The sequence below is a fragment of the Actinacidiphila yeochonensis CN732 genome (assembly GCF_000745345.1).
Lineage (GTDB): Bacteria > Actinomycetota > Actinomycetes > Streptomycetales > Streptomycetaceae > Actinacidiphila > Actinacidiphila yeochonensis.
Genome location: NZ_JQNR01000005.1, coordinates 4442898 through 4456183, shown reverse-complemented (window position 1 = coordinate 4456183; position 13286 = coordinate 4442898). Strand labels below are relative to the sequence as shown.

General features: G+C 74.4%; 8 protein-coding genes. 6 read left to right on the top strand and 2 right to left on the bottom strand.

Going from position 1 to position 13286, the window contains the following annotated elements; genetic code table 11:
- Positions 1 to 4 precede the first annotated feature (4 nt).
- On the top strand, positions 5 to 1492 hold the full coding sequence (locus tag BS72_RS30040; protein WP_037914995.1) for a rhamnulokinase: 1488 nt from the start codon (positions 5 to 7) through the stop codon (positions 1490 to 1492).
- Between the two features lie 207 nt (positions 1493 to 1699).
- Positions 1700 to 1930 (top strand): hypothetical protein, encoded by a 231-nt coding sequence (locus BS72_RS30035; RefSeq protein ID WP_037914993.1) that lies wholly within the window; start codon positions 1700 to 1702, stop codon positions 1928 to 1930.
- Between the two features lie 131 nt (positions 1931 to 2061).
- On the opposite strand, the gene BS72_RS30030 is transcribed toward BS72_RS30035, so the two are convergent.
- Together BS72_RS30030 and BS72_RS30025 are read right to left on the bottom strand one after the other, a co-directional pair.
- Entirely contained in the window at positions 2062 to 3963 is a 1902-nt protein-coding gene (locus tag BS72_RS30030; protein WP_232792576.1) for a trypsin-like serine protease, read from the bottom strand.
- A gap of 55 nt (positions 3964 to 4018) precedes the next feature.
- The gene (locus tag BS72_RS30025; RefSeq protein ID WP_051951833.1) at positions 4019 to 4525 is read right to left on the bottom strand and encodes a hypothetical protein; all 507 of its coding nucleotides are present in this window, start codon (positions 4523 to 4525) and stop codon (positions 4019 to 4021) included.
- A 601-nt stretch (positions 4526 to 5126) separates the two neighbouring features.
- Between BS72_RS30025 and BS72_RS30020 the strand changes: the two genes are divergently transcribed.
- From BS72_RS30020 to BS72_RS30005, 4 genes are all read left to right on the top strand, one after another.
- Positions 5127 to 8516 (top strand): ALF repeat-containing protein, encoded by a 3390-nt coding sequence (locus tag BS72_RS30020; protein ID WP_051951832.1) that lies wholly within the window; start codon positions 5127 to 5129, stop codon positions 8514 to 8516.
- 715 nt (positions 8517 to 9231) lie between these two features.
- The gene (locus BS72_RS30015; RefSeq protein ID WP_051951831.1) at positions 9232 to 10788 is read left to right on the top strand and encodes a hypothetical protein; all 1557 of its coding nucleotides are present in this window, start codon (positions 9232 to 9234) and stop codon (positions 10786 to 10788) included.
- Positions 10789 to 11405: 617 nt separating this feature from the next.
- A complete protein-coding gene (locus BS72_RS30010) occupies positions 11406 to 12263 on the top strand; it encodes an LmeA family phospholipid-binding protein (protein ID WP_037914991.1) in 858 nt (285 codons plus the stop codon).
- A 140-nt stretch (positions 12264 to 12403) separates the two neighbouring features.
- Positions 12404 to 13219: an SAM-dependent methyltransferase gene (locus BS72_RS30005; protein ID WP_037914990.1), complete on the top strand. Its 816-nt coding sequence runs from the start codon at positions 12404 to 12406 to the stop codon at positions 13217 to 13219.
- Positions 13220 to 13286 lie beyond the last annotated feature (67 nt).

Below are 13286 nucleotides of genomic sequence, written 5' to 3'. Positions count from 1 at the left end.
CACCGTGACCAGCACCGCCCCGCAGCCCGCCGCCACCGCCGCGTTCGCCGCCGCGGACCTCGGCGCGACCAGTGGCCGGGTGATCCTCGGCCACCTCGGGCCCGGCCGGCTCGACCTGGCCGAGCTGCACCGCTTCGCCAACCGCCCGGTCCGGCTCCCCGGCGGCCTGCACTGGGACCTGCTCGGGCTGTACGGCGAGGTCCTCGCCGGCCTGCGGAGGGCGGCGCGGGCCGGCGGCGCGGCCTCGGTCGGCATCGACAGCTGGGCCGTGGACTACGGCCTGCTCGACGCCGACGGCCACCTGCTCGGCCTGCCGCACCACTACCGCGACCCGCGGACGGCGGGCATCGCCGAGCGGGAGCGGGACGCCGTCGGGGCACGGGAGCTGTACCAGGTCAACGGGGTGCAGCACCTGCCGTTCAACACCGTCTTCCAGCTGGCCGCCGCCCGCGGTTCGGCGGCGCTCGGCGCGGCCCGCGCCCTGCTGCTGGTGCCCGACCTGCTCGCCTACTGGCTGACCGGCACCCTCGGCGCCGAGACCACCAACGCCTCCACCACCGGCCTGCTCGACGCCCGCACCGGCACCTGGGCCACCGGCCTGGCCGAGCGGTTCGGCGTGGACCCGGCCCTGCTGCCGCCGCTGCGCGAACCCGGCTCCCCGGCGGGCACCCTGCTGCCGCACGTGGCCGCCGCGACCGGGCTGCCCGCGTCCACGCCGGTCACCACCGTCGCCTCGCACGACACCGCCTCCGCGGTGGCCGCCGTGCCCGCGACCGGGCCGGGATTCGCGTACATCTCCTGCGGCACCTGGTCGCTGGCCGGGCTCGAACTGGACGCGCCGGTCCTCACCGAGGCGTCCCGGGCGGCCAACTTCACCAACGAGCGCGGCATCGACGGCACCGTCCGCTACCTGCGCAACATCATGGGCATGTGGCTGCTGGAGGAGTGCCGCCGGGTGTGGGCCGGGCGCGGGCTGCCGGCCGAGCTGCCGCGGCTGCTCGACGAGGCGGCCCGCGCCCGGCCGTTCGCCGCCGTCTTCGACCCCGACACGCCCGGCCTGCTCGCCCCCGACGACATGCCGGCCGCCATCGCCGCCGCCTGCGCCCGCACCGGGCAGCGACCGCCCGACGGCCAGGCGGCGCTGGTGCGCGCGGTCCTGGAGAGCCTGGCGCTGGCCCATCGGCGGGTGCTGCGGCAGGCCGCCGAGCTCGCCGGGCGCGACATCACGCGCGTCCACCTGGTCGGCGGCGGCAGCCGCAACGACCTGCTGTGCCAGCTCACCGCGGACGCCACCGGGCTGCCGGTCGCGGCCGGCCCGGCCGAGGCGACCGCGCTCGGCAACATCCTCGTCCAGGCCCGGGCGCACGGGCTGGTCGGCGACCTGGCGGGCATGCGGCGGCTGGTCGCCGACACCCAGCCGCTGCGGCACTTCACCCCCCAGGGCGACCCGCGCGCGTGGGACGCGGCCGAGTCCCGCCTCACCGCGAGCTGACGCCGACCGCCGCGCAGCCGCGTGCCAGCGGGTACCCGGCCAGGCCCGCGAACGGGTCGGGGCCGGTCAAGACCGGTCGGGCCCCGGTCAGGGCCCGGTCGGCAGGGGTGCGGTCAGGGCCCTGGCACCGCGCGCCCCGAACCCCGTCGCCGCCCGCCCGGCGAACCCTCATCGCACACACGTTCGAGTCTATGCCAGAATCCAGCCATGCCCCACTCCTTCCCCCACGACCTGGTCCAGGCCCAGCGCGACTGGTACACCACCTACCGCGAGCTGGCCGCGGGCGGCGGCCCGGGTTCCCGTACGACCGCGCTGCGCCGCCGGCTGGTGCGGCTGTCCGTCCGGATCAGCGCCCACCCCTACTGGTCCACGCTCCCGGACAGCTCCCCCGCCGCCCGGATGGCGCTCAAGGAGCTCACCTGGACCGACGGCGGCTGACCGGACCGTCCCGACCCCAGTCCGCCCGGCCCACCCGGCCCGCCCGGCCCGCCCGGCACCGATGACGCCCGCGGACCGGGGCGGGCGGGCGGCGGAGGCCGCCGGCTGCCTCCGCCGCCCGTGCGCTCAGGTCAGACCACCATGGCCATCCCGCTCCACGCGAAGCTCGCCGCGCCGGAGTCCCAGACCTGGACGGGAGCGTTGAATCCGGCACCGGTCGAGGTGAAGGTCCACAGCCCGGAACGGCTGGTGGTGCCGTCCGCCTTGACGCCGTAGTCGTACATCGCGCCGACGTCGGACTTGCCGTCGCCGTTGAAGTCACCGGCGACCAGCTTGGTACGGTCCCAGTTCCAACTGGTGGTACCCGTGTCCCACAGCCTGACGGGCGGGTTGAAGCCAGACCCCGTCGAGGTGAAGGTCCACAACGCGGAGTGCAGCGAACCGTCCGCGTTGGCACCGTAGTTGTACAAGGCCCCGACATCCGACCTGCCGTCGCCGTTGAAGTCACCGGCGACCAGCTTGGTACGGTCCCAGTTCCAACTGGTGGTACCCGTATCCCACAGCCTGACGGGCGGGTTGAAGCCGGACCCCGTCGAGGTGAAGGTCCACAACGCGGAGTGCAGCGAACCGTCCGCGTTGGCACCGTAGTTGTACAAGGCCCCGACGTCGGACCTGCCGTCGCCGTTGAAGTCACCGGCAACCAGCATGGTGCGATCCCAGTTCCAACTCGTGGTACCCGTATCCCACACCTTCACCGGAGCATTGAAACCAGAACCGGTCGAAGTGAACGTCCACAACGCCGAATGCAACGAACCATCCGCATTGGCACCGTAGTTGTACAAGGCCCCGACATCCGACCTGCCATCACCGTTGAAGTCACCGGCAACCAGCATGGTGCGATCCCAGTTCCAACTCGTGGTACCCGTATCCCACACCTTCACCGGAGCATTGAAACCAGAACCGGTCGAAGTGAACGTCCACAACGCCGAATGCAACGAACCATCCGCATTGGCACCGTAGTTGTACAAGGCCCCGACATCCGACCTGCCATCACCGTTGAAGTCACCGGAGACCATCTTGGTACGGTCCCAGTTCCAACTCGTGGTACCCGTGTCCCACACCTTGACGGGAGCGTCGAAGCCGGCGCCGTTCGAGGAGTGCACCCACAGCGCGGAGTGCAGCGAACCGTCGCTGAGCGCGCCGTAGTCGTACAGGTAGGAGACGTCGGACCTGCCGTCGCCGTTGAAGTCGTTGGCGCGAGGGGTCCCGGTCTGTCCGGTGATCCAGGAGGCCAGGTCGTCCACGCGGGTGTCGACGGCGCTGTCCGGAGTGCCGTCGGCGGTATCCACCCCGTAGCAGCCCACCTGGTAGGAGCGGCTGTCCAGGGCGACCAGCTCGGTCCTGCCGCCGGTGGTCCGCAGGACCGGACCGCCGGCGTCACCGGTGCACACGGTGGCGCCGTCCTGGCCGCTGACCCGCACGTCGCTCCCGTTCACCGCGTCGACGGTGAAGACGCCGCTGTGCAGCTTCGTCGGGGACAACTCGTCCGCGGTACGGCCGTACCCGGCGGTCACCAGCTGCTCACCCGCGACGGGGGCCGTGCCGCCGAGTACCGCGGGGGCGATGTCCAGGACCGGGGCGGACAGCTTGGCCAGCACGACGTCCCGGCCGGAGTACGGCACGAGTTCGACCACGTCGCGCACCTCGCCGCCGGTGCCGGTGAGGTCGGTGCGGCCGATGGTGGCCACGGTCGGCTGCGCGGGCTTGCCCGCGGGCACCGCCAGGCTCGCCGCCGGATCGTCGGCGAAGCAGCCGGCCGCGGTGAGCAGCCAGTCCCGGTCCACCAGGACGGCCGAGCAGCCGTGCTGGTAGTGGCCGACGGCCAGCTGCGCGGTGAACGCGTAGGAGTCGTCCGGCTGCGCGGTGCCCGTGACGGCCTGGGCGGGCAGGGCGAAGAAGGTCGATGGCGCCGCCACCAGTACCGCGGTCAGGACGGCCACGGCGGCGGATCGGGCCTTGCGTACGGCTCTCAAAACCGGTTCCTTATCGGTGAGTGAACGGGGTGAGGGTCGGTGACGTGGTGGCCGGTCAGCCACTGGTGACGATCTCCAGCAGCTCGTACTCGTGCCCCGGGTCGGCGCCCTCACCGACCGCCGTATAGGTGTCCTGCGGAACGTCGTACGCGCTCTGCTCCCCGTCATAGGTCATCGTGACCGTGCCGGAGGTGTCGCCCGCGCCCTTGACGAGGTAGACCGAGGGGACCTCCAGGCTCAGGTAGCCCGGCCCGGGCGTCACCCGGAAACACACCTCCTCCTGGGCCAGGTCGCGGGACCAGACCTCCATCAGTCCGGTCTCGCTGCCGCAGTCCGCCAGCAGGATGCGCCCGTTGCCCCGCTTGAGCACGATCCCCTGCTCCGCGAGGACCTGGTCCGCGTGCGGATACGCGTAGTCCTCCACCGCGTACGCCGGAGCGTCCGCCGCCGCCGGTGCGACGGCCGGACCGTCCCCCGGGCGATGCGCCGCGCCGAACACGGTCCCGAGCGCGACAGCGCCGGCGGCCAGGCCCGTGAGCAGCGCACGAGTCAGAAATCTCATGAGTGTCCTGTTCTTCGCCTCACCGGTGGGCGAACGGCTCACCGGCCTCTCAAAGACGCGAAATTCGCACACGCCCCCCGGCCGGGCAACCACCGGAGATCGGAAACCCGCCAGATCCCCCTCGCACGGAAGCACTCCACCCGCGCCACCGGAATCCGGCGGAGGCAGCCTGCCGGTCGACCGTCCGGGTGGCGCGGACCGCACCACATGCCACACCTGCCACACAGGCACCACCAATCCGCCGCCGGCACATGCGATACCGGAACAACGTCAACTTTTTCCCAAGGATCGGCATAGTCGCCCCATCTCCTGTCCCGCCGTCACGGGATGTCACATCCGGGGGCGGAAATCCCAACTGGTGGATCAGCCGGCCGGAGGAAATTGGCTCGAACCGACAACAGGAAACGCGGAAAGCGAACGACCCCGTTGACCTTGCCGAATCGGCCCTGCGAGCATCCCCTGCCACTTCGAACAGCCGATTCAACAAACGGCAATGCGGAATTCAACCGTCCGCCAACAGGCGGTTGTGCCGGCGACAGTTGTGCCACCGGTCGCCGACTCGCCCGCCGGCCTTCATGACGAGGACAGGGACAACACGCTTATGCAGACCACCTTCTGGAGCCGGCGCCGGTTCCTCGGCGCCATGGCGGCGGTCACGGCCGCCGCGGCCTCCCCTCTGGCGCTGGCGCCCGTGGCCCGCGCGGACGGTACGGACGCCGGGACGGCCGATCCGCTGCCGGACACCGACCGGGCCCGGGCGGTCCGGGCCTGGACCGCGGGCGGACAGGGCGTCAGAGCCGCCGCGGCCGACGCCCTCTACGGCACCGACGCCGACGTCCGGTCCTTCCTCGCCGCCGGCCTTCCGCAGGCGACCGCGCAGGACAACCGCAGCGCCGTTCTCGCCTACCTCGCCGTCGCGGGCACGGGACTGCGCCGGGCGTCGACCGACGCCCTGGGCGGAAGCGACGGTGACGTGGCCGCCTTCCTCGCCGGCGGGTACCGGTCCGCCGTGGTGGAGGACCTGCGGGTGGCCACCGTCAACGTCGCCAGCACCGGGGGCACGTCCGTCACCAAGGCGGCCACGGCCGCTCTCAGCACCGACACCCAGGAGGCCTTCGAGGGCTTCCTCCTGACCAGCCAGTACTCCGCCCGCCAGTCCGACATGCGGGTGCAGATCAGCCAGTTGCTGGTCAGCGCCGGACCCGAGGTGAGGAAGTACGCGGGCCGGGCCCTCACCGCCGACACCGTGGAGGAGTTCGAGTGGTTCCTCGACACCGGCCAGCACATCGCCCGCGCCCGTGACCAGGAGTTGGCGACGATCGACGAGCTGATCGAGGTCGTGGACCGGGAGGGCAAGTACGCCCAGGCGCAGACCGTCCTCGCCGTCGAGGCGTCCGACCGGGCCGCGACCGCCGCGACGGAGGCCAGGGCCGCCGCCGAGGCGGCGGCCGCTGAGGCACAGGAGGCGGAGCAGGACGTCGAGAAGTCCGGGGCGGCCGCCCGCAAGGCGGCCGCCGCCGCGAAGGGCGCGGCGAACGCCGCCCGGAACGCCATCAAGGCCTCCACCTCCGCCGTGGCCGCCTCCCGCCGTGCCGCCACCGCCGCCAACTCCGCCTCGCACGCGGCCGCGGCCGCCGGCGGCGCCGCCGCGAAGGCGTACAACTCGGCCATCGCCGCGTCCAAGGACGCCTCCAAGGCCGACGACGCGAAGGACGCCGCGGTCGCCGCCCGCGACGCCGCCGCGAAGGCCCGGTCGGCCGCGCAGGCCGCCGACTACGCCGCGACCGCCTCCGCGCAGGCCGCCGGTGCCGGCTCGGCCGCCGCCGCCGCGGCCCGCGACGCCGCCGCGGCCGCCGACGCCTCCGCCCAGGCAGCCGCGGCCTCGGGCGCGGCCCAGGAGGACGCGGCCGTGGCCAGGCGCGAGGCCGCCACCGCCGACGCCGCCGCCAGCCAGGCCACGACCGCCGCGGCCGCCGCGCAGTCCCAGGCCGACACGGCGGCGACGGCCGCGCGCACCGCGCGCGACGCCGCCAACGACGCGGCGGACCACGCGGACGCCGCGGCGGACGCCGCCGAGGAGGCGGCGGAGTACGCCGGCCAGGCACGCGACTACGCGAACCAGTCCACCGCCCACGCCACCGCGGCCCTGGCGGCCGCCGACACCGCCACCCAGGCCGTCGAGAACGCGATGACGGTGGCCCAGGCGGCGCTGGACGCGGAGCTGGCGCGGGTGGAGGCGGACAAGCAGCAGGGTCTGAGCGAGGCCGCGGAACTGGCCAGGATCGAGGCGGACCAGCAGGCGGCGTACGAGACCAACCGCACCCAGGCACAGCAGACCTCGCAGGCTCTGCTGGACCTGATCGCCCAGGCCGAACAGGCGCTGGCGGGCAACGACCCGGATTCGGCGACGGCGCTGGGCCGCAAGGCCGCCGTCGGCCTCCTGGAGGCGCCGGGCTCCTGGACGCGGCAGGCCGCCCAGTTCGCCCTGTCCGGCTCGGACAGCGACCTCCACGCCTGGATAGGCGCCGACCGGGCCATCGCCCAGGGCCAGGACGACGCGGAGTCCGCGCTCTACCTCGCACAGGTCTCGACCCCCGACGTCGCCCAGGCCGCACAGGTCGCGCTGTCGAGCGACGATCCGGCGGCGGTGGGGGCCTTCCTCACCACCGGAGTGATCGAGGCCGCCGCGGACGACAACCGCGTCGGCATCGCGCAGGTCCTCTCCGCCGGCCCCGGAACGGCCGTCACGGCGGCGGCACGGTCCGCCCTCGACGCGGCCACCGCGCAGGCGCTGCACGACTTCTTCGCGACCGACTACGCCGTGGCCGTCCGCGGCGACGACGGCGTCGCCACCGCTCAGCTCCTGAACACCGGCGGGCCCTACACCAAGGCCTTCGCCACGGTGGCGATGGAGGGCCCGACGTGGATGCGGCGGAACTTCGTCCAGCAGGTCCAGCACAAGTCCGCACAGCTCGACCACGACTTCGCGGCCCACAACGCGGCGATCACCGCCGCGACCACCGGCGCCGCGAAGGTCGCCCAACTCGCGCAGCAGGACGCGGCGCTGGCGTCGCAGGCGGCCGCGGAGGCCCGCGACGACGCGGCCGAGGCCGCCGACTGGGCCAGCAAGGCGCAGGCGTCGGCGAACCAGGCGGCCCAGTACGCCACGCAGGCGAGGCAGAACGCGGATGACGCGGACACGTCCGCCGCGGCCTCGCAGGCTTCGGCGGACCTGGCCCTGGCCGCGGCGGCCACCGCGCAGGGCGCCGCCCGCTCGGCGAACTACTCGGCCAACAAGGCGGTCGACTCGGCCCGCAGCGCCCAGAGCTCCGCCGCCGGCGCCCAGGCGTCGGCGTCCAGCGCACGCCAGTCCGCGCTCACCGCGGGGCAGGACGCGCAGACCGCCGCGGCGGCGGCCACCGCAGCCCGCCGCACCGCCGCCGACAAGCGGAAGGCCGAGGCGGCCGCGGCCGCGCGGGCGGCAGCGGCGGCGGCGCAGAAGGCCCGGCAGGACGGCACCAACCCCGCCGACAACGCCGTCAACGACCAGGTCAACGAGAACGGGACCAGCGCCGACGAGCTGCCCTGGTGGCAGGAGGACTCACGGGAGTTCGCCGACGTGTCGGAGTCGCTCGCGCTGGCGGGCTCGCTCAGCGCCCTCGGCTGCTACGGCATGGCCGGCTACTCCGCCCTCACCGGCGACGAACCAGGGGCCCTCCTGCTGGTGGGAGCGGCGGAGGTGCTGGACGAGGCGTCCGTGGCGGGCGACATCACCAGCACCATATTCACCGGGATCGGGTACGGGGTGACCAGCAGCGAGTTCGCCCACTCCGCCGGGTTGACCGCCCTGTCGCTGATCACCTTCGGCCAGGGCCGGGCGGTGGAAAACGCCTTCAAGGACGTCGCTCCGGTGGGCACGAAGGTCGTGTCCGGCCTGCACACCCTCGCGTCCACGAGCGTCCACCTGCTGTCGGGCGGCTGGCACTGGTGACACGCCGCGGGGACCGGTCGTCCCCGCTGTAGCCGGGGGCCCGCGCGGAACGCGTTCCGCGCGGGCCCCCGCGTCCGCGTCCCATGGGACCCGCACACGCCTGCCGCACCGGGATCAACCGCTCAAGCAGGCCGGAGCCCTTCGCCGGTCCCTCCCGCGACCGCACCGGTGCGGCACCGGGCGCCCGCACCGTCCGAGCGCCGGGACCGGCCTTCTCCGACGACCGGGCCGGGCGCCGTTCGGCCAGGACCGGTACAACGCCTGTCCGGCCAGAACCCGTTGGGCGCCGCTCCGGCCAGGACCGGTACGGCGCGCGGAGCGGCGGCTCCGGTCCCGCCGCCGCGTCCTCGCCTTGACCGGGGCGTCACCCCGCCGTGACCTCATCCGCCACGCCAGCCCCGCCCAGCGCTGCCGCGCCAACCGGAAGAGAGCGCTCTCACCAGCTGCCCTCCGGGCCTTGACACGCAGCCCCGAGCAGCCCAGGGTACGTCGCAGAGAGCGCTCTCAGCGGGTCCCCACCGGCCTTCCGGCGCAGTGGGAACGCACCGCCCGGCCGCACCCGCGAGCGCCCGCCCGCACCGTGGCACGCCCGTGCCGTCCGTACAGAGGTTGGTCATCCGCCATGTCTTCAAGCAGGGCCGCAGGCACCGCAGCACGGGAGCCGGGCGGCGCGCCCGCGGCCCGGTCGCAGAGCGCGCTCTGCCGGCGGAGGTCCATGACCGCCGCCGCGCTGGCCACCACGGTGCCCGCGGCCGGGGCGGCCGCCCCCGCGGATGCGGACGCCCCCGTCCGGGCCCGGCGGGCCGCGCAGCCGGACCTCGGCCCGAACGTCAGGGTGTTCGACCCTCGGACCCCGGCCGAGGAGATCCAGGCGGCCCTGGACGCCGCGGCCGAACAGGCGGGCGCCGAGTTCGGCACCGGCCGGTACGCGTTCCTCTTCAAGCCCGGCAGCTACGACGTGGACGTCCGGCTCGGCTGTTACACCTCGGTGGCGGGGCTCGGCACGCACCCGGACGACGTGACCGTCAACGGCGCCGTGCGGGCGGCGGGGCGGGACCGGCCCGGCGACGGGGACGAAGCGCCGGCGAACCCCTGGCGGTCGGCCGAGAACCTGGCGGTGGTGCCCGCCGGCGGCGACCACCTGTGGGCGGCCTCGCAAGGGGCGCCGCTGCGCCGGGTGCACGTCCGCGGGCGGCTTTGCCTCTCCCCCGGCGAGGGCGGCCGCGACGGCGCCGGGTTCGTCGCGGACTCGGTGGTGGACGGTCCGGTCGTCGACGCGGCAGGGCAGCGGTGGCTGTTCCGGGACAGCTCGGTGGCGAATTGGTCGACCACGGCGGCGGGCCAACCCGACGCGACGGTCGGCCAGGTCTTCGCCGGTGTCGAGGAGGCGCCGGCGCGGTCTCTCCCGGCCCCGCCGTGCGGCACGCTGCCCACCAGCCCGCTCAGCCGCGAGAAGCCGTTCCTGTACGTGGACGGCGCGGGCGCCTACCGGGTGTTCCTGCCGGCGCCGCACCGCGACGGGGTGGGGCCGACGTGGGCGGCCGGCCCGCCCGAGGGGACGTCGGTGCCGCTGGAGCGGTTCTTCGTGGCGCGGCCGGAGGACTCGGCACGCGCCGTCAACCGGGCGCTGGCGCAGGGCAGGCACCTGCTGCTCACCCCGGGCGTGTACCGGCTGGCCGACACCATCCGGGTCAAGTGGGCGGGCACGGTGGTGCTGGGGCTCGGCTACGCGACGCTGGTCCCGCAGGACGGGGTGGTGGCGATGACGGTCGCCGACGCGCGCGGGGTGCGGATCGCGGGGCTGCTCTTCGACGCCGGGCCGTGCGGGTCGCGGGCGCTGCTGGAGGTCGGCGACCGGTGCGGCGGGCGCGTCGATCCGCGCGAACCGGCCTCGGTGCAGGACGTGTTCTTCCGGATGGGCGGCGCGGACGCCGGCCTGACGGCGGCGGCGCTGGTGGTCAACAGCGACAACGTCCTGCTCGACCACGTCCGGGCGTGGCGGGCCGACCGCGGCGCCCGAGCGGGCCGGGCAGTCGGCACGGCGGCCGACGGCGTGGTGGTCCACGGCGCCGGCGTGCTGGCCACCGGACTGTCCGCGGAGCACTTCCAGCAGCACGACGTGGTGGGGAACGGAGAGAGCGGCCGCACCGTGGTGTTCCGGAACGAGCCGCCCTGCGATCCGCCGGACCGGGCCGCGTACCGGCGCCCCGACGGCACGGCCGGGTGGACGGTGGGCGCGCTGGGCGCGGACGCGCGGCACCACGAGGCGTAGGGCCTCGGCTCGTTCTGCCGCTCCGGCACCGATCCCCCGATCCGCACCGCCCGTTCCTTCGAGGCGCCGGAACGGCCCGGGGGGTCTTCCACGACCTGCTGGCCGTCTCCCTCGACGGGGACAGCGTGATCGACCACGTGGTCGACGACCACGGCAGGCTCGTCCCGGGCGCCGGCACCGTGCCGGCGAACGTGGCGCGGAATGCATCCGGTTGACCCGTGGCCCAAGGATGCGAGGGGGCACCGCGCGGGCCGGCCCCGTCCCGCGCTGCGGCAGCTTCGGCCACCGGCGCCGGTACCGGCCGCGGACGGGCGTGGGCGGGCGTGGGCGGGCGTGGGCGGGCGTGGGCGGGCGCGGACGGCCATACGGAGGCGGGGGCAAACGGCAGCCTGACCCCGCGTCGGCGGCTCCCGGCGCCCGCACACCGCCGCGGGGAAGCCGCCACGACCAGGGCCGTGCGCGGGCGGGCGCGGCCCCGCGGCCTCGGGCGCCTAGGCTGTGCGCATGTCCGACGTCCCGCGCACCCCGGTACCGGCTCGGTGAACCGGCGCCCCGACCGCCCGCGCTCCATACCTCCGCACGGGCCCGCGCCCGAGGACGGTTCCGCGCGGGCCCCCGTGGACGTCCCGGGCGACACCGCCGACACCGCCGAAACCCCCGTCGACACCCCCGCCGACACCGCCGACGCCCTCGCCGAAACCCCGGTCGACGGGGCCTGCGGAGGCGGCCCGGACAGGTCGGCGCGCCGGCCGTTCCCGTGCCGGCGCCGGCCCCTGGTGGTCGCGGTCGGCGCGGTCGCCGCGGCCACCGTGCTCGCGCTGGTCGCCGACGTGGCGCTGGAGCACACCGCCCGGCACCGGATCGCGCAGGCCGCGGCCTGCCGGCTGCGGCCGTCCGGGCCGGTGCGGGCGAGCCTGTCGGGTGACCTTGCCGGGCTGCGGCTGCTGACCGGGCGGGTCGGGTCGGTGCACATCGAGGCCGCCGACGTACGCCGTCAGGGCATGGACATCGCGGTGGCGGTCGACCTGCGCGGCGTCACCACCAAGGGCGCCGTGAGCGGCGGCACCGCAACGGCCACCGTGCCCTACGCGGACCTGCGTTCCCGGATGGGCGCGGCGGCGGCCGGGCTGCGCCCCTCGGGGGACGGCCAGGGCAACCTGGTCCTGACCGGTACCGCCGCCGGGGTGCCGCTGCCGGTCACGGTGCGCACGAGGATCACCACCGCCGCCGGCACGGTCACCGTGACCCCCGTCGACGTGAGCGTGTTCGGCTCGGACTTCCCCGTCGCGGCCCTGGCCTCGCACGAGCTGACCAAGGGGCTGGCCGGCCGGCTGGCCCCCCGTACCGTCCAGGTGCCGCCGCTGCCCTCCGGTGTGACGCTCACCGGCGCGCGGGCGGGGGCCGACGGACTCGACCTGACGCTGACGATGGCCCGGACCACGGCTCACTCCGGCAGCAACGGGTGCCCAGCATAACGATCATGACAACCCGTCAGCTGATCTCCCCTGCATAACGACATCGAACAGCCGTCTCGACCAGGGGATTGCCGCTGCCTAGGATGAAGGGCGTCCAACAGTCGCAGAATCAAGCGCAGTCGAGATATCCAGAGGGGCCCATGCCGAACGGGGACGCATCGCTGACCGACAAGATCGACGTGACGGTGCCCAGCGTGGCCCGCATGTACGACTACCTTCTGGACGGGAAGGACAACTACCCGGCCGACCGCTCCGCGACCGAGGAACTGCTCCTGACAGTACCGAGCATGAAGGTGCTGGCGCTCAACAACCGCCAATTCCTGCGCCGTGTGGTAAGGGTGCTCGCCGAGGAGTACGGCATCAAGCAGTTCGTGGACCACGGCTCCGGCCTGCCCACGCAGGACAACGTGCACGAGATCGCGCAGCGCGTCCACCCGGACGCCCGTGTCGTCTACACCGACATCGACCCGATCGTGCTGGCGCACGGCCGCGCCCTGCTGGAGCAGAACGAGAACACCGCCGTACTGCAGGCCGACTTCCGCGACACCAAGAGCATATGGGAGAGCCCCGAGGTCAAGCGGCTCATCAACCCCGACGAGCCGGTGGCGGCGCTGTTCGTGTCGGTGCTGCACTGCATCAAGGACGCCGACGCCCCGGACGCCGTCATCCAGCGGGTGCGCGACCGGCTGCGGCCCGGGAGCTTCCTGGTGGTCTGCCAGCTCGTCAGCGAGGACCCCGACGTCCGCCGGCAGGTCACCGAGTTCATGGCGCAGGAGACCGGGGACCACTGGGGCCAGGTGCGGCGGGAGAGCGACGTCGCCCACTACCTGCGGGGCACCGAACTGCTCGAACCGGGTCTGGTGGAGGTCTCCACCTGGCAGCAGAACAGCGATCTGGCGCTGGAGCAGCCCAGTTACGAGTGGATCGAGTTCGGCGGCGTCGGCCGCATCGTCTGACACCGGCGGCGGCGATACGGCGTCACCGCACGGGCCGGGGCCAACGGCCCGCCAGGGGTCCTGGCGG